This window comes from Ruegeria sp. CDSA089 (assembly GCF_059612205.1).
The window spans coordinates 15,982-32,836 of the sequence record NZ_JBXWQD010000001.1 but is presented as its reverse complement, the minus strand read 5'-3'; the positions used below and the strand labels follow the sequence as shown (position 1 = coordinate 32,836).

At 58.2% G+C, this 16,855-nt stretch carries 13 protein-coding genes; 8 read left to right on the top strand and 5 right to left on the bottom strand.

Annotated features, from left to right (window positions below; all coding sequences use genetic code 11):
* Positions 1 to 73 precede the first annotated feature (73 nt).
* Positions 74 to 3,493: an indolepyruvate ferredoxin oxidoreductase family protein gene (locus tag AC2FJ6_RS00150; RefSeq protein WP_170769660.1), complete on the bottom strand. Its 3,420-nt coding sequence runs from the start codon at positions 3,491 to 3,493 to the stop codon at positions 74 to 76.
* Between the two features lie 170 nt (positions 3,494 to 3,663).
* On the opposite strand from AC2FJ6_RS00150, the gene AC2FJ6_RS00145 reads away from it, so the two are divergent.
* From AC2FJ6_RS00145 to grxD, 5 genes are all read left to right on the top strand, one after another.
* The gene (locus AC2FJ6_RS00145; protein WP_170769659.1) at positions 3,664 to 4,569 is read left to right on the top strand and encodes a LysR family transcriptional regulator; all 906 of its coding nucleotides are present in this window, start codon (positions 3,664 to 3,666) and stop codon (positions 4,567 to 4,569) included.
* 268 nt (positions 4,570 to 4,837) lie between these two features.
* Positions 4,838 to 7,081 carry a mechanosensitive ion channel family protein gene (locus AC2FJ6_RS00140; protein WP_170769658.1) on the top strand — a complete coding sequence of 748 codons (2,244 nt, stop codon included), beginning with the start codon at positions 4,838 to 4,840 and terminating at the stop codon, positions 7,079 to 7,081.
* A gap of 154 nt (positions 7,082 to 7,235) precedes the next feature.
* Positions 7,236 to 9,395, top strand: coding sequence for a phosphoribosylformylglycinamidine synthase subunit PurL (gene purL / locus AC2FJ6_RS00135; protein WP_170769657.1), 2,160 nt, complete (start codon positions 7,236 to 7,238; stop codon positions 9,393 to 9,395).
* Between the two features lie 125 nt (positions 9,396 to 9,520).
* A complete protein-coding gene (locus AC2FJ6_RS00130) occupies positions 9,521 to 9,757 on the top strand; it encodes a BolA/IbaG family iron-sulfur metabolism protein (RefSeq protein WP_170354080.1) in 237 nt (78 codons plus the stop codon).
* A gap of 252 nt (positions 9,758 to 10,009) precedes the next feature.
* Positions 10,010 to 10,372, top strand: a complete 363-nt coding sequence (grxD, locus tag AC2FJ6_RS00125) for a Grx4 family monothiol glutaredoxin (RefSeq protein WP_170769656.1) — start codon at positions 10,010 to 10,012, stop codon at positions 10,370 to 10,372.
* Here the strand turns inward: grxD and AC2FJ6_RS00120 are convergent, their stop codons facing one another.
* The 3 genes from AC2FJ6_RS00120 to AC2FJ6_RS00110 are packed head-to-tail and all read right to left on the bottom strand — an operon-like array spanning position 10,373 to position 11,909.
* Positions 10,373 to 10,723, bottom strand: coding sequence for an MliC family protein (locus AC2FJ6_RS00120; RefSeq protein ID WP_170769655.1), 351 nt, complete (start codon positions 10,721 to 10,723; stop codon positions 10,373 to 10,375).
* Positions 10,720 to 11,112, bottom strand: coding sequence for a cell division protein ZapA (locus AC2FJ6_RS00115; protein ID WP_170769654.1), 393 nt, complete (start codon positions 11,110 to 11,112; stop codon positions 10,720 to 10,722). The genes AC2FJ6_RS00120 and AC2FJ6_RS00115 overlap by 4 nt, the downstream gene beginning before the upstream one ends.
* Positions 11,112 to 11,909, bottom strand: a complete 798-nt coding sequence (locus tag AC2FJ6_RS00110; protein ID WP_170769653.1) for a hypothetical protein — start codon at positions 11,907 to 11,909, stop codon at positions 11,112 to 11,114. The genes AC2FJ6_RS00115 and AC2FJ6_RS00110 overlap by 1 nt, the downstream gene beginning before the upstream one ends.
* Before the next feature lie 234 nt (positions 11,910 to 12,143).
* Between AC2FJ6_RS00110 and tkt the strand changes: the two genes are divergently transcribed.
* Both tkt and AC2FJ6_RS00100 read left to right on the top strand, forming a co-directional pair.
* Positions 12,144 to 14,165, top strand: coding sequence for a transketolase (gene tkt, locus AC2FJ6_RS00105; protein WP_496668098.1), 2,022 nt, complete (start codon positions 12,144 to 12,146; stop codon positions 14,163 to 14,165).
* Between the two features lie 166 nt (positions 14,166 to 14,331).
* On the top strand, positions 14,332 to 14,682 hold the full coding sequence (locus tag AC2FJ6_RS00100) for a hypothetical protein (protein ID WP_170769651.1): 351 nt from the start codon (positions 14,332 to 14,334) through the stop codon (positions 14,680 to 14,682).
* Positions 14,683 to 14,725: 43 nt separating this feature from the next.
* Here the strand turns inward: AC2FJ6_RS00100 and AC2FJ6_RS00095 are convergent, their stop codons facing one another.
* Positions 14,726 to 15,664 (bottom strand): DUF808 domain-containing protein, encoded by a 939-nt coding sequence (locus AC2FJ6_RS00095; RefSeq protein ID WP_170769650.1) that lies wholly within the window; start codon positions 15,662 to 15,664, stop codon positions 14,726 to 14,728.
* Between the two features lie 182 nt (positions 15,665 to 15,846).
* Here AC2FJ6_RS00095 and gap point away from each other — a divergent pair, with 182 nt between their 5' ends.
* On the top strand, positions 15,847 to 16,848 hold the full coding sequence (gap, locus tag AC2FJ6_RS00090; protein ID WP_170769649.1) for a type I glyceraldehyde-3-phosphate dehydrogenase: 1,002 nt from the start codon (positions 15,847 to 15,849) through the stop codon (positions 16,846 to 16,848).
* Positions 16,849 to 16,855: the final 7 nt, after the last annotated feature.

Here is a 16,855-nt window from a genome sequence, read left to right as displayed (position 1 = left end):
CCGAGGTTCTGTGGCCTGCAACTTAGGTGCAGCCCACAGGTTTGCCTAGAGATCGTGACAGGGATGTGACGATCTATTCCGCCGCCGCGCGCAAATCGGGCCCACCGCTGCGAATGACAGACAACAGTTCTTCGCGCCGCTTGGCGGCCTTGGCTTCGCTTTCCTTCAAGACCGGACCAAAGCCACGAATGTCCAGCGGCAGACGCGCCAGTGCGATCACCGCGTCCCGTGTCTGAGCGTTGATCAGCGGAGTGATCTCTTTGAGATCACGCTCATATTGTTTGATCAGGGCGCGCTCCATCCGACGTTCGGAGCTGTAGCTAAAAATGTCCAGAGGCGTCGCTCGCAAGACTTTCAACTTGGACAAAAGCTTGAGCGGACCCAGCATCCATTCGCCATAGGTTCGTTTTTTCGGGCGACCATTCGGCCCCTTGCTGCCAAGAATGGGCGGGGCCAGATGCAGGGTCATTTGAAAATCGCCATCAAACTCGGCTGTGGCTTTTTCGCGACTGGTCAGCAGCAGACGCGCGACCTCGTATTCATCCTTGTAGGACATAAGTTTGTGATAGCCCCGCGCCACGGCCTCGCGGATATCGGTATCCTCGAAGGCATCGACCATTTTGCGATACTTTTTGGCCAGACGCGCGCTTTGGTAATCGGTCAGGTGGTTAGCACGGAAATCAATGATCTGATCCAGCGTTTTGGGCAGTTCAGCGACGTTCGGTTTCAGGATATCGGCGACCTGCTGCGGGTGCAGAACCGCCCAGCGGCCGATATCAAAGGCGCGCTTATTGCGTTCCACTGCAGTGCCATTCAATTCGATAGCCTGTTCTATGGCCGAATGGCTGACCGGGAGTAATCCACGCTGCCACGCGGCCCCAAAGACCATCATGTTGGAATAGATCGAATCCCCCATCACGGCGCGCGCCAATGCGGTCGCGTCGAAAAGGGAGACATCCTCTTTCAGCCGCGCTTCCAGTGCCAGTTCCAAACGTTCGCCAGGGATACGGAAGGCGGTGTCACGCGTAAAATCACCTGTCACCGTTTCATGGTTGTTGACCACGGCACCGGTCTGGCCTGCACGGGTCAGGCCCAGGGTCTTTGCCCCTGCGGACACGACAAGATCGCCACCAATCAGCGCATGTGCCTCGCCGGTGGCCACGCGGATGGCGCTGATATCTTCGGGGCGATTGGCCAGACGACAGTGGATATGCACCGCGCCGCCTTTTTGCGCCAGGCCAGCCATTTCCATCATGCCCGCACCTTTGCCGTCGATCTGCGCCGCCTGCGCCAATACCGCGCCCAGCGTCACCACGCCGGTCCCGCCAATTCCGGTAATCACCACGTTGTGCGTGCCATTGATCTCTGGCAGATCGGGCATTGGCAAATCCGGCAAGTCGATTTCGGTGGTGGCCTCCTTACGGATCTTCGCACCTTCCAACGTGATGAAAGACGGGCAGAACCCGTTCACACAGGAAAAATCCTTGTTGCAACTGGATTGATCAATCGCGCGCTTCCGGCCCAGCTCGGTCTCTTTCGGAACGATCGAGACGCAGTTGGATTGAACCCCACAATCGCCGCAGCCTTCACAGATGTCAGTGTTGATGAAGACACGTTTATCCGGGTCCGGGAACGTTCCGCGCTTGCGACGGCGACGTTTTTCAGCAGCGCAGGTCTGCACGTAGACAATGACCGAGACGCCCTCGATCTCGCGGAATTTTTCCTGAACCTGCATTAGTTCGGCGCGTTCGAACGTATCTACCCCCGATGGCAGCGCCTTGAAATTCACATCTTCCTTTTCGTCATAGACCAAAGCCACGTGCTGTACGCCCATCGCCTTGACCTCGGCCACGATGCGTTCGGCGGTCAAATCGCCCTCATTGCCCTGTCCACCTGTCATGGCAACGGCATCATTGAACAGGATCTTGAAGGTAATGTTCGTCCCCGCCGAAAGCGCCGCCCGGATGGCCTGCACGCCCGAGTGGTTATAGGTCCCGTCGCCGAGGTTCTGAAAGACGTGCGGTGTGGTCGAGAATGGAGCCTCGCCAATCCAGTTCGCGCCTTCACCCCCCATCTGGGTAAAGCCCGAGGTATTTCGGTCCATCCATTGAACCATGTAGTGACACCCTATGCCTGCATAAGCACGGCTGCCGTCGGGCACCTTGGTCGAGCTGTTATGCGGACATCCCGAGCAGAAATAGGGCAAACGCGTCGCGATCTCTTCGGCATTGTCGGCCCGGCGCGACTCGGCCAGTTTGGCAAGCCCTGCACGCACACCGTCGGTTTCGCGCCCCTCTTCGATCAGGATATCGCCCAGCTTTTCCGCGATCATAATCGGATCAAGGGCACCGCGGGTCGGGAACAGCTCTTCCCGGTGTAGGGTCCCTGCACCACCTTTGTACCACCCATACACGCGCCGCCCGCGACGGTCGTCGAAGATGGCTTCCTTGACCTGAACCTCTATCAGCTTGCGTTTTTCTTCGACGATGACGATCAGGTCCAGCCCTTCGGCCCAGTCATGAAAACCCGCCATATCCAGCGGGAAGGTCTGGCCCACTTTGTAGGTTGTGATCCCCAGCCGTTCGGCCTCAGCCTCGTCGATATTGAGCAGCGACAGAGCATGGACCAGATCCAGCCAGTTCTTGCCCGCCGCGACGAAACCGATCTTGGCACCGGGTTTGCCCCAGACGCGCTTGTCCATCTTGTTGGCGTGCGAGAACGTCTCAGCCGCGAACCTTTTGGCGTCGATGATCCGCGCCTCTTGCAGGTGCGGCGTGTCGCCAAGACGGATGTTCAAGCCGCCTTGGGGCATGTCGAATTGCGGCGTGACCACTTTGATCCGATCCGGGCTGCCATCGACGACCGAGGTCACTTCGATCGTGTCCTTCATCGTCTTCAACCCGACCCACACGCCCGCAAACCGGCTGAGCGCATATCCGTAGATGCCGTAATCGAGGATTTCCTGAACACCCGCCGGGCTGACAATAGGCATATACATATCCACCAACGCCCACTCGGACTGGTGCAGCACGGTCGAGCTTTCGCCGGTGTGATCGTCGCCCATCGCAACAAGGACACCGCCATGTTCCGCCGTTCCCGCCATGTTGGCATGGCGCATCACGTCGCCCGAACGATCAACGCCGGGGCCTTTGCCGTACCACAGGCCGAACACGCCATCGAACTTGCCATCACCCCGCAGACCTGCCTGCTGACTGCCCCAGAGCGCGGTGGCAGCAAGATCTTCGTTCAGGCCGAATTGGAAGGTGACATCGCTTTCAGCCAGATGCTTTTGCGCCCGCATCATCTGCTGATCGACCGCACCCAACGGAGAGCCCCGATACCCTGTGACCAGACCTGCAGTATTCAAACCTGCCTGGCGGTCACGTTCCTTCTGCAACAGCATCAACCGCACAAGCGCCTGTGTGCCGTTCAAAAGGACGGGGTTCTTCTCAATATCAAACCGGTCGTTCAGCGATATCTGTGGCTGGCTCATCAGACGTCTCCCCTCGTCAGATCAGTGTGCGTATTTCCCTCGCATTTTAGGTCACAATTTCTGACCTGTATAGGGTTTACCCTCTGTAATCCTGCCAAAATCACAGTTTGAATGTAGAACTTGTTACCTATTTCATATAGGGCTTCCAAAAGATAACGAAAGTTGCGGCGATGGATTGGGACAAGCTTAGGATATTTCACGCGGTGGCCGATGCAGGCAGCCTGACTCATGCGGGCGACAAGCTGAATTTGTCGCAATCCGCCGTCAGCCGCCAAATTCGGGCGCTGGAGGAATCGCTTGATTCGACTCTTTTCCACCGCCACGCACGCGGACTGATCCTGACCGAACAGGGCGAGTTGCTGTTCGACGCCACCTCGGCCATGTCTAAACGTCTGGATGCCGCCGCCGCGCGTATCCGTGACAGTGAAGAAGAAGTGTTCGGCGTTCTGCGCGTCACCACAACGTTCGGCTTTGGCACGCTCTGGCTCGCACCGCGCCTACCGAAGCTTTACGAACAATACCCGGACCTTAACATTGACTTGATGCTAGAGGAGCGGGTTCTGGACTTGCCCATGCGTGAAGCAGACGTCGCCATCCGCATGAAAGAGCCCAGCCAGGCTGATCTAGTACGCAAACGCCTGATGACCGTTCAGATGCAACTTTACGCCACGCAAGAATATCTAGAGGAAAACGGCGCCCCTGAGGAGTTGGAGGAAATCGCGGACCACCGGCTGATCAGCCAGACGCCATCTGCGCCACAAGTTGGGGCAAGTGCTGCCATGGTACGGCACCTGATGACCTATAACCCCAGGTCCCTGTTGTCAGTGAACAACTATTTCGGCGTGCTGCAAGGCGTGCTTCACAACCTTGGCATCGGCGTCTTGCCGGACTACGTAACCCAGGATTTTCCGCATCTGGTACCCCTGCTCACCGATATCGAAACTGCAGATGTCCCCGTTTATCTGGCCTACCCCGAAGAACTGCGCCATTCCAAGCGTGTCGCCGCTTTCCGCGACTTCGTGCAGGACGAAATCATCGCGCAGCGCAAACAGTTGAAGCAGATGGGAAAACTCTAGCTATGCACCAAGGTCATAGCGGACATGACCTTTGATCAGTCTGAAACATCTTGATCGTTCATAAAGTGATCCCTAAATGAGCACATGAAGGCGATGATGCTGCAACGCTCATCATCTTCATACCTCCCTGTTGGACTATGGCCGAGCTTAGTGCTCGGCCTTTTTTTTGGCTTCCACCCTTGTCGCCCCCGCAAAACTACTGGGAAAAATTCCTCCAACCGCATATGATCCCGAAAAAGCTAAATAATTCGTGTTCGAGGGCTCATTCATGCTTCACCCACTTCGCCTGGCGCTGGCGATGGTCGCCGCGCTTTCTCTGGCGGTTCCCGTTTTTGCGCAGGATACCAGCGCGTCATCGGTCACAATTCCCGAGGATCTGACACCTGAACAGGTCGACGATCTTGTTGCGCGTATGTCTGACGATCAGGTGCGCGCGATTCTTCTGGAGCGGCTGGATGCCGTGGCCGAACAAAAAGCCGCTGAAAAAGCCAATGTCGAAGACCCACTGACCGAAATCAACGAAATCTGGGCCGAGATGGTTTCGTCCTGGACTCATGTTCTTACAACACTTCCTAGGATTGTAACGGCGCAGATCACAGCGTTCGGCAATTTCGCTGATACGTTCGGCACGACCGGGGTTTTCACTCTTTTAGGGCTCGTCTTGTCCGTCCTTCTGGTTGGCTATGTCGCTGAAAAACTGTTTATCTTCCTGACCCGTCATTGGCACGAGGCGACAGAGGTCGCGGACGAGGCCGATCTATGGGGCGCTGCCCGCTACCTGTTTCGAAGGTTCTGCAGGGAAATAGCGGGACTAATCGTATTTTATGTGGTCGTCCGTGCATTCGGTCGCGGCGTGTTGACGCCCGAGCAGATCATCTATGCCGGACCCTTTGTGTTCTACCTGATCTGGGTGCCGCGTCTTGGGGCCGCTGTCTCGCGCTTTGTTCTGGCACCGCAAAAACCGCAGTTCCGGCTCGTCAACATTGATGATCACTGGGCAAAATACCTGCATCGCAATCTGATTGGCCTGCTCATCTTGATCGGCTTTACCCTGTTCATCCTGCGCTTCAATGGCTTGAATGACATAACATCAGACGATACGCGCATCGGATTCTGGCTGAACGCCGCGATCCACATCTATATCGGCCTGATCGCTTGGACTGCGCGCGAGGGCCTGTCCCAGATGATGTTGGGTACAGACCCCGATCACACCAAATTCGACGAAGAAGTTTCGCACTATTACCCCTATTTCGCAATTGGGGTCTCGGTAGCGATCTGGTTGCTGGTCGAATTCCTTGTGGCGCAGCGTGACCCCGCTGTCATGCGTGTTCTGGTCAACGGGGCGCATTTCACCACTATGTTCTGGCTGCTGATCGCGCCCGCACTTGATACATTGATTCGGGGCTTGGTACGGCATCTTCAACCGCCGATGTCGGGTGAAGGGCCGCTGGCCGAACGGGCGCATCGCTCGGCCAAGCGCAGCTATATTCGCATCGGTCGCGTTATTGCGGGCCTTTTCGTTGTCTTCATGATCGCGAACGCCTGGCATCTGGACCTGCGCGATGTGGCCTCGGCCGGCGTCAGTGCCGAAGTGGGCGGTGCCGTGATCGAGTTCCTGCTGATCATCGCCATTGGCTATATCTTGAACGAGGTCGTTTCTCTTTGGATCAACCGTCGCTTGGCTAAGGAACAGACCGCAGCCGAGGCGCTAGACGAAGAAGCCGGTGGCGAAGGCGGCGGCGCGGGTGGTTCGCGTCTTGCGACTGTCCTGCCGCTGCTGCGCATCACAGCGCAGATCACCATCGCGGTAATCTTCGGCCTGCTTGCCCTTGGGGCGCTGGGCATCAACATCACGCCCTTGCTGGCTGGTGCCGGTGTTCTGGGTCTGGCCATCGGCTTTGGCGCACAGAAACTGGTGGCTGATATCGTCGGCGGTATCTTCTTCCTGATCGACGATGCCTTCCGCGTTGGTGAATATGTCGATGTGGGCGGCACCATGGGTACTGTCGAAAAAATCTCGATCCGCTCCATGCAGTTGCGCCACCACCGCGGACCCGTTCACACGATCCCTTATGGTGAGATACAAAAGCTGACCAATTTCAGCCGCGACTGGGTCATCATGAAGCTGAAATTTACCGTGCCGTTTGATACCGATCCCAACAAGGTCAAGAAAATCTTCAAGAAGATCGGGGCCGAGATGATGCAGGACGAGACCCACAAGGACGGCTTCCTGCAACCGTTCAAATCTCAAGGTGTATTCGACTTCGACGATGTCGGCATGATTATCCGGGGCAAGTTCATGGCCAAACCGGGCAAACAGTTCACGCTCCGCAAAGAGATTTTCAATCGCGTGAAGGCGGAATTCAATGCCAACGGCATCGATTTTGCGCGCCGGGAAGTTCGGGTTGCCATTCCGGGATTGGAAGAGAACGAGAACCTCTCCGAAGAGCAAAAAGCAGCCGTCGGTGCCGCCGCCGCCGATGCAGTCAACAAGGGCGAAGCCCCGGCCTGAGCCCACGCTTTTTGAACCAATACGCGGGCCCTGCACCTTTGCGGGGACCGTTTTTCTTCATCCAGACCACCCTGCGGTGACTTGACCCTTCCCACGGGCGCGCCCTTGCCCTAAAAGGCGCGCAATCTCGGCCCCTTTGGACACAGGACATAAGATGCAAGAGCCCGCCATCACCCCGGATCTGATTGCCGCACACGGGCTTAAGCCCGACGAATATGACATGATCCTCGAAATCATCGGGCGCGAGCCGACCTTTACCGAGCTGGGTATTTTCTCGGCCATGTGGAACGAGCATTGTTCCTACAAGTCCTCCAAGAAATGGCTACGCACCCTGCCCACCTCTGGCCCGCAAGTGATTTGCGGACCCGGTGAGAACGCTGGCGTGGTCGATATTGGCGACGGTCAGGCCGTGGTGTTCAAAATGGAAAGCCACAACCACCCCTCGTATATCGAACCCTACCAAGGCGCGGCGACCGGCGTGGGCGGCATCCTGCGCGACGTCTTTACCATGGGGGCGCGTCCCATTGCGTCGATGAATGCGCTGTCCTTTGGCGAACCCGGCCACCACAAAACCCGCCAGCTTGTGAATGGTGTGGTCGAAGGCATCGGCGGGTACGGCAACTGCTTCGGTGTGCCCTGCGTGGGTGGCGAGGTGCGGTTCCACCCGGCCTATAATGGCAACTGCCTTGTGAACGCCTTTGCAGCTGGTCTGGCGGATAGCGACAAGATTTTCTACTCGGCCGCCTCGGGCGTCGGCATGCCTGTCGTCTATCTTGGTGCCAAAACCGGCCGTGATGGCGTTGGTGGTGCAACCATGGCCTCGGCCGAATTTGACGACACAATCGAAGAGAAACGCCCCACCGTTCAGGTCGGTGACCCCTTCACCGAAAAGCGCCTGATGGAGGCGACGCTGGAGCTGATGCAAACCGGCGCTGTGATCTCAATCCAAGACATGGGTGCTGCGGGCCTGACCTGTTCCGCGGTTGAGATGGGCGACAAAGGCGGCCTTGGCGTGCGTCTGGATCTTGAAAACGTCCCCCAGCGCGAAGAGAACATGACCGCATACGAGATGATGCTGTCGGAATCTCAGGAACGGATGCTGATGGTCCTAAAGCCCGAGCTTGAGGCCGAGGCCCGCGCCGTGTTCGAGAAATGGGATCTGGATTTCGCCATCGTTGGCGAAACCATTGCCGAGGACCGTTTCCTGATCGTCCACAACGGCGAGGTCAAAGCCGATCTGGTTCTGTCGAAACTGTCTTCGACCGCGCCCGAGTACGACCGCCCCTGGGTCGAAACACCTGCGGCTGAAGACCTCGCCGAAGTGCCCCAGATCGACCCGATTGACGGTCTGCGCGCCCTGCTCGCATCGCCCAACTATGCGGGCAAGCAATGGGTCTACGAACAATACGACACCATGGTCATGGCCGACACCGCCCGCACGCCGGGTCTGGGCGCTGGCATGGTTCGCGTGCATGGGACCGACAAAGCGCTGGCCTTCACCAGCGACGTGACCCCGCGCTATGTGCGCGCCAACCCGATTGAGGGCGGCAAACAGGCGGTGGCCGAAGCCTATCGCAACCTGACCTCCGTCGGGGCCACTCCGCTGGCCACCACCGACAACCTGAACTTCGGTAACCCCGAAAAGCCCGCGATCATGGGCCAGTTCGTCGGCGCGATCAAAGGCATTGGCGAGGCTGTCGCCGCACTGGATATGCCGATCGTATCGGGCAACGTCTCGCTGTACAACGAGACCGACGGTCAGGCGATCCTGCCCACCCCGACCATCGGCGCGGTTGGTCTACTGGCCCATACCGACGACATCATCGGCGACGAGGTCCGCGAAGGCCATGTCGCTCTTGTCATCGGCGAAACCAACGGCCATCTGGGGCAATCCGCCCTGCTGGCCGAGGTGTTCAACCGCGAAGATGGCGACGCGCCCCATGTCGATCTGGAGGCCGAAAAGCGCAACGGCGAATTCATCCGCGCCAACCGCGAGATGATCAAAGCCTGTACCGACCTGGGCGACGGCGGCCTTGCGCTGGCGGCGTTCGAACTGGCCGAGGCGGCTGGCGTCGGTGTGCATCTGGACGACGCCCCAACCGAGTTCCTGTTCGGTGAGGATCAGGCGCGCTATCTGATCGCCTGCAACTTTGATCAGGCCGAGGCTCTGATGATCGCCGCCGGTCAGGCCGGAGTGCCGCTGGAGTCGGTCGGCCGCTTTACCGGTGAGACGGTGAAGATCGGAGGCTCTGAGGCTGCGCTGGATGAACTGACCGCCACCTTCCGCAGCAGCTTTGCCGAAGCTGTCGCCTAATATAGCCTAAGTAAACGATACCGAAACCCGCGCTTGAACCGGCGCGGGTTTTGTCATCTCAGGACCACTTGCGCGCCCCGCTTTGGCGCTCTACATCTTGGGAAAGACCTTCAGGAGTAACCTACATGCCGATGAGCGCCCACGAAATCGAACACCTGCTGCGCGAAGCCTTTCCCGATGCGGAAATTCAAGTCGGCGGCAGTGATGGCGTGCATATGTCCGCCATGGTCGTGGACGAGAGCTTTCGCGGCAAAAACCGGGTTCAACAACAGCGCGCGGTCTATGCGGCCTTGAAAGGCAAGATGGACGGCCCAGATGGAGAGTTGCACGCGCTGGCGTTGACGACGAAAGTGCCGGAGTAAAATGGATCTTGGATTTGGCGTTATAGTTGGCATTGCAGCCGTCATAATCTTGACGACTCTGTTGGCGCGAAGCAGATCCAAAAATGACGCTCAATCAAAAAGAGGAACTCTTCCCGGATTAGGATACCGCACGATTTTCACCATCTATGATTCCGGCGGGTCCGGAGGTGGACATTCCACCCAATATCGTGTCCCGAAAGATCCTCAAGACTATGCCAAAGCGATGATGCCGAAGAGCAAAGGAAACGCGAAATGACTGACGTGAAAACCCAGATTGACGAAACCGTCAAAGCCAACGATGTGGTGCTGTATATGAAAGGCACCAAGGAAATGCCGCAATGCGGATTCTCGTCCCGCGTGGCTGGTGTGCTGAACTATATGGGCGTCGACTATGCCGACGTGAACGTTCTAGCTGATGAAGAGGTCCGTCAGGGCATCAAGGATTATTCCGACTGGCCGACCGTGCCGCAGCTTTACGTCAAAGGTGAATTCGTCGGCGGTTGCGACATCATCACCGAGATGACCCTGTCCGGCGAACTGGACACGCTGTTTGACGACAATGGCGTCGGCTACAACAAAGATGCCGCCGACAAGATCCGCGAAGCTAACGCCTGATTAGCGGCTACTACAATCGCTTAGAACAACCTGCTCGCTGGCGGCATCCCCTGCCGCCAGATAGCTGACAGTTGCGTCCCAGCCTTTCGAGCGCAGGACATAGCTGCCGCCCGGTCCGCTTGAGCGGTATTGGATACCCGACCCGCTGATGGTCTGTTCCAATGCAATCAACCGGTTATCCACCAACATTGCCGCAGCACTAGCCCCGTCCGTGGCGTTGAAAAAGATCACCTCCAGCGGCGTGCCGTTCTCGCATGTGAAGGTCACAGGCAGGACGTCTATCTGGGCCGACGCGACGCTGCCCCACATGCCCAGCATGGAAGCCAGCGCAGTAGCAGGGAAAAATTTCATCCCGCTTTCTCTTCCACCACCGACGCCAATGCCTCGGCCCGTGCGGCCAGTTCCGCCAGCGTATCCGTGACCGAGGGCGGCACGACCGCCACTTCGACACGCTCTGGTTCAGGCTGCGGGGCGTTGCGCAGGGTCTGCACCTCGGCCTCGACCTCAGTCAGCTTGCCTTCCAGCATCTTGATACGATCGTCCGTAGCGGCGGCCTTATCGGCCAGCATCAGCCCAGCCATCAGCAACATCCGCGATTCCGGCATCCGGCCAATCTGATCCGACAGCACTTGAGCCTCGTCGTCCAACATCTTGGCAGCGGCCTGCAAGAAGACCTCTTCCCCCTGCTGGCACGAGACTTCAAAGCCACGACCGCCGATTTGAATGGTCACCTCGGGCATTACTCCACCTCACCTTCCGCCAGTTTCGCGCGCGACAACAACGGCTCTAGCCGGGCCAGAACTGCGTGGGCTTCGGCCGCGTCTGTGGCTTGTGCGGCGCGGGTCGCCTCAAGCTCGGCCACCGTGGCGCGGTTCAACAATTCGGCATCCGGCATTCCGTTTTGCGAGGCAGACCGCAGCTCATCTACCGTCTCGCGCAGCTGTTCATTTGCCTTGCGCATCCGTTGCAGGTCATCATCCAGACGCGACATCGCGGCCCCGTGGCTACTGCGTTCGGCGCGCAGCATCTCCAACTCGGCCGAAAGTTCAGCAACCCGCTCGCTATCAGCCAATTCGGACCGCAGACGCGCGTTTTCTTCTTCCAGAGCCAGAGCCCCGTTGATCGCGGCCTTCAACTCTTCGTTTTCGGATTTCAGCGCGTCCAGTTCATCCTGATTTTCCAAAGCCGCCTTGGCTTCGGCCAACTCGGCCCGCGCCGCTTCGACAGAAGCCAGTTTCGCGGTCGCCTCTGCTAATTGCTGACGCAATTGAGGCGCCTCATGGTCTTCGACCGGGGCTGCACGCAAGTTTTCCATGTCGGCGCGCATTGCGTCGACCTCTTGCTCGTGGCGCTGTTTCAGCGATTTCAAACGCTCTTCAAGCTGCGCGTTGGCAACTTTCTCGTCATCCAATGCAGCTTTCAGTACATCGTCTTGTCCGGAGGGATCTGCTGGTTTGGTGCCCAAGGCATCGACGCCGGCTCCAATTCGTTCCATCGCGGCGACAATGCGACGTTGTAGTTCTTCGATCTGGCTCATACCTGTGCCACCTGTTTACCAAGGTTCCTTGAAATGTGATTTGTGCGAATCAACATTGTCTTCGTCTTGGCCTAGTCTAACCGAATGGCGCGGAAAATACCCACTGTTTGCTTTCAAATACTTGAGCCGCGTTCTTGAAGCAGTTCGCCCTTGTAACCCCCGGTTCTGCTTGCACTTTGAGGACTGAGTGGTATTCAGCGCGCAATCTGCCTGTAATCCAAAGGAATAACGCCCGTGGACCTGACTGCGCTGCGCAATGCAAACCCCGAACATTGGGACAAGGCTGCGGCCATCCGCACATTGACCCTTGATGCCGTCGCCGCCGCCAATTCCGGCCATTCCGGCATGCCGATGGGCATGGCCGACGTCGCGACCGTGCTGTTCGAAAAGCACCTGAAATTTGACGCCTCGGCGCCGAACTGGCCCGATCGCGACCGGTTTATCCTGTCTGCAGGTCACGGCTCGATGCTGATCTATTCCTTGCTCTATCTCACAGGCCACGCTGACGTCACTCTGGACGAGATCAAAAACTTCCGCCAGCTGGGCGCAAAAACTGCGGGCCACCCCGAGAACTTCTTGGTCAATGGCATCGAGACCACCACCGGCCCATTAGGTCAGGGCATCTCGAACGCTGTAGGCTTTGCAATGGCCGAGGAAATCCAGCGCGCGCAATACGGTAAGAAGGTCGTTGACCACTATACCTATGTGATCGCGGGCGACGGCTGCCTGATGGAAGGGGTCAGCCAAGAAGCCATCACCCTTGCCGGACGTCATGAGCTGAGCAAGCTGATTGTTTTCTGGGACAACAACAACATCACCATCGACGGCACCGTGGACATCGCAGACCGCACCGATCAGGTGCGCCGTTTCGCGGCCTCAGGCTGGCATGTGATCGAGATTGACGGACACGATCCGCAGGCCATCGACGCGGCCATCGTGCAGGCGAAAAAGTCGAACAAGCCGACCATGATTGCCTGCGAAAGCCACATCGCATTGGGTCACGCAGCGCAGGACACTTCGAAAGGCCACGGTGCGCTGACCGATCAGGATCAGTTGAAAGCCGCCAAAGAAGGCTATGGCTGGCCGCATGGCGCGTTTGAAATCCCAGCCGATGTGAAATCCGCATGGGAAGCCATCGGTGCACGCGGTGCCGCAGAGCGCGCGGCATGGGAAGAACGTTTCGCACAAATCTCGGAACGCAAGCAGGCAGATTTCAACCGCGCCTACGCATTTGAAGCGCCCAAGAAACTGGCCGGCGCGATCCGCGCGTTCAAGAAACAAGCCTCAGAAGACCAACCGAAACTGGCCACCCGCGCCTCATCGGAGAAAGTTCTGAACGTCGTCAACCCGATCCTGACCGAGACCGTGGGCGGTTCGGCCGACCTGACGGGCTCGAACAACACCAAATCTGCTGACATGGGCGTGTTCCTGCCGGAAAATCGCAAGGGCCGTTACATCCATTACGGTATACGTGAACACGGCATGGCCGCTGCGATGAACGGCATGGCGCTACATGGTGGCATCCGCCCGTATGGCGGCACGTTCATGGCCTTCACCGACTATGCGCGTCCGTCGATGCGTCTGGCAGCGTTGATGAAAATCCCTTCGGTCTTCGTGATGACTCACGATTCGATCGGTCTGGGCGAAGACGGCCCGACCCACCAGCCGGTCGAACATCTGGCCATCAGCCGCGCGACGCCCAACACCTATGTGTTCCGCCCCGCCGACACGGTTGAAACGGCTGAGGCATGGGAACTGGCGCTGACCTTCAAGGAAAGCCCCTCGGTCCTGTCGCTGACCCGTCAGGGCGTGCCAACCGTGCGCAAGGATCACAAAACCAAGAACCTGACCGCACAAGGCGCTTATGTTCTGGCCGAGGCCGAAGGCAAACGTCAGGCCATCCTGATTGCCACCGGCTCGGAAGTGTCACTGGCGATGGAAGCCAAAGCGATGCTTGAGGCCGAAGGAATCGGCACCCGCGTCGTCTCCATGCCCTGTATGGAGCTGTTCGCCGAGCAGGACGAAGCCTATCGCAAGCGCGTGCTGCCCGCCGGTGCCGTCCGCGTCGGCATCGAGGCCGCCGTCCGCGCCGGTGGCTGGGATCGCTGGCTGCTGGGCGAGCGTGGCCGTGAAGCCAAGGCTGGGTTCATCGGCATGTCGGGTTTTGGTGCGTCGGCCCCTGCGGGTGAGCTGTATAAGCATTTCGGCATCACTGCCGAGGCCACCGTTGCAAAGGTCAAGGACCTGCTGGGCTAACCCGCAACGCATATCAAATCAAAAAAAAGGCGACCAAAGTGGTCGCCTTTTTTCATACCTGTTTCCTGTCACAGGTTGGTGAGTCATTGTGACCCCGCCTGCCCTATCCTCACGACTGAAACGCATTACCTGCGGCAAAACCAACCAGTCACAGGGAAGACCAAATATGAAACTCCACGCCGTCCTCTGCGCCGTTGTCATGGCCACCGCAGCCCCAGCCTTTGCGGCTGAATTTGCCAGCAAGGAAGAGATTCAGAAAACCATGGCGGGCCACACCTATGCCGGAGGTATGCTGTCGGGCGCGTTTACCGAATATTACGCCGCTGATGGCACCATCAAGGGCGAGGGCTACACGGGCAAGTGGGAAGCAACGGATAGTGGCATGTGCTTTCAATACGGCACAGACCCCAAGAATTGCTGGGAATTGAAAATTGACGGGGTCGCCGTAACCTTGTTCAAAGACGGCAAGATCGACGGGTCGGGAGTTGTGGTCGAAGGCAATACCAACGGTTTCTGACACGATGCCGCGCCGCTCATTATGGCGGCGCGGATTGGCCAGATCAGTGCGATTTGAGCAGCTTTGTAGCCACCGGGATCAACGCCAAGCCCCACGCTAATCCGAACACACCGTCCATAGTTGCCTTGGCGATCCACTCAGCCGCGCCTTCATATTGCGCTGAAACCATATGGCCTACCGCATAGGCCCAGTCGTGAATGTGGTGGCCCAGCCAGCCAAAGCCCAAAACCTCGAGCCCGTGGATGATGATCGACCCGCCGACCCACAGCATTGCGGCGGTCCCAACGATTGAAAGCAGCTTCATCACAATCGGCATGGCTTTGACCAAGCCTCGCCCGGTTCCGCGCCCGACCGGCGTTGGTGCGTTCTGCGCCAGAAACAGGCCCACATCGTCCATTTTCACGATCAACGCGACCGAGCCATAGACCGCAACCGTCACGCCGATCCCGACAACAGCCAGCGTCGCCGCCTGCATCCAGATGTTCGGCGCCTCAATGGCGGCCAGCGCGATGGTCATGATCTCGGCCGACAAGATGAAATCGGTCTTTATTGCACCTTTGACTTTCTGCTCTTCCAGATGGCCTGGATCTCGGATTTTCATATCCTCGTCGATGGCATGGCTACCATGGGGGAAGAGGACATGGAAAATCTTCTCGGCCCCCTCGAAACATAGATAAGACCCGCCCAGCATCAGCAAAGGCGTGATCAGCCAAGGCGCGAAATTAGCCAGCAACAGCGCAACGGGCAGCAGCAGCACGATCTTGTTGAAAACCGACCCGCGCGCGATGCGCCAGATGATCGGCAACTCGCGCGCCGGGGCGAAACCTTGCACGTATTTTGGCGTCACGGCTGCATCGTCAATGATTACACCCGCCGTTTTGGCCCCCGCCTTGCCAGCCGCTGCAACAACATCATCAACCGACGATGCCGCAACTTTTGCAATTCCGGCAACATCGTCCAGCAATGCCAAAAGACCGCTCATGCCTAGTTCCTTCCTGTAACCAGCCGCAGGTGGACCCTACCTGATCTTTCAGCTAGCGCAAGCGTTAGCGATACCGGCCAAGGTTTGCGCTAACACGTTAAAAATATGTCACTTTTACTCTTTTGAGAACGCGTTAGGGCCGCTATATCGCCTGCAACGCAAGCGCATTTTGGAGACGTCATATGACCATCAAGGTCGGCATCAATGGTTTTGGCCGTATCGGCCGCTGCACCCTGTCGCATATCGCGGCATCGGCCCGCAACGACATCGAAGTGATCAAGGTCAACGCAACCGGCCCGCTGGAAACCACGGCGCATCTGCTGAAATATGACAGCGTCCACGGGCGCTTCCCCCGCGACGTCTCAATCGAGGGCAACACCATGGATCTGGGTCGCGGCCCCATGGAGATGTTCTCGACCTACGACATGAACGAACTGGACTGGGAAGGCTGCGACGTTGTTCTGGAGTGCACCGGCAAGTTCAATGACGGCCTGAAAGCCAAGACGCATCTTGAGCGTGGCGCGCAAAAGGTTCTGCTGTCTGCTCCGGGCAAGAATGTCGATAAAACCATCGTCTATGGCGTGAACCACAACAGCCTGGCTGCTGATGACAAAATGGTCTCAAACGGCTCCTGCACCACAAACTGCCTTGCTCCGCTTGCCAAGGTTCTGGACGAAGGCATCGGGATTGAGCATGGCATCATGACCACGATCCACGCCTATACCGGCGACCAGCCCACGCTGGACCGCCGCCACAGCGACCTGTACCGCGCTCGCGCTGCCGCTATGTCGATGATCCCAACCTCGACAGGTGCTGCCAAGGCGCTGGGTGAGGTTCTGCCGAACCTCAAAGGTCGTCTGGATGGCTCCGCAATCCGGGTTCCGACCCCGAATGTCTCGGCGGTGGACCTGACCTTCCGCGCTGGCCGCGCAGTGACTGTTGACGAGGTCAACGCTATCGTGCGTGAAGCTTCGCAGGGTCATATGCAGCGCGTTCTGGGCTATGAGTCCGCGCCGCTGGTTTCGACCGATTTCAACCACACCGAAGAAAGCTCGATCTTCGCACCGGATCAAACCCGCGTGGTCGGTGACCGCATGGTGCGCGTGTTGGCATGGTATGACAATGAATGGGCCTTCTCGGTCCGCATGGCGGATGTCGCAGTTGCGATGGGCCGTCTTAACTAAGACGCCA

Coding starts and splice junctions, on each gene's coding strand:
- AC2FJ6_RS00150 (WP_170769660.1), bottom strand. CDS start 3,493: ATGAGCCAGCCACAGATATCGCTGAACGACCGGTTTGATATTGAGAAG.
- AC2FJ6_RS00145 (WP_170769659.1), top strand. CDS start 3,664: ATGGATTGGGACAAGCTTAGGATATTTCACGCGGTGGCCGATGCAGGC.
- AC2FJ6_RS00140 (WP_170769658.1), top strand. CDS start 4,838: ATGCTTCACCCACTTCGCCTGGCGCTGGCGATGGTCGCCGCGCTTTCT.
- purL (WP_170769657.1), top strand. CDS start 7,236: ATGCAAGAGCCCGCCATCACCCCGGATCTGATTGCCGCACACGGGCTT.
- AC2FJ6_RS00130 (WP_170354080.1), top strand. CDS start 9,521: ATGCCGATGAGCGCCCACGAAATCGAACACCTGCTGCGCGAAGCCTTT.
- grxD (WP_170769656.1), top strand. CDS start 10,010: ATGACTGACGTGAAAACCCAGATTGACGAAACCGTCAAAGCCAACGAT.
- AC2FJ6_RS00120 (WP_170769655.1), bottom strand. CDS start 10,723: ATGAAATTTTTCCCTGCTACTGCGCTGGCTTCCATGCTGGGCATGTGG.
- AC2FJ6_RS00115 (WP_170769654.1), bottom strand. CDS start 11,112: ATGCCCGAGGTGACCATTCAAATCGGCGGTCGTGGCTTTGAAGTCTCG.
- AC2FJ6_RS00110 (WP_170769653.1), bottom strand. CDS start 11,909: ATGAGCCAGATCGAAGAACTACAACGTCGCATTGTCGCCGCGATGGAA.
- AC2FJ6_RS00100 (WP_170769651.1), top strand. CDS start 14,332: ATGAAACTCCACGCCGTCCTCTGCGCCGTTGTCATGGCCACCGCAGCC.
- AC2FJ6_RS00095 (WP_170769650.1), bottom strand. CDS start 15,664: ATGAGCGGTCTTTTGGCATTGCTGGACGATGTTGCCGGAATTGCAAAA.
- gap (WP_170769649.1), top strand. CDS start 15,847: ATGACCATCAAGGTCGGCATCAATGGTTTTGGCCGTATCGGCCGCTGC.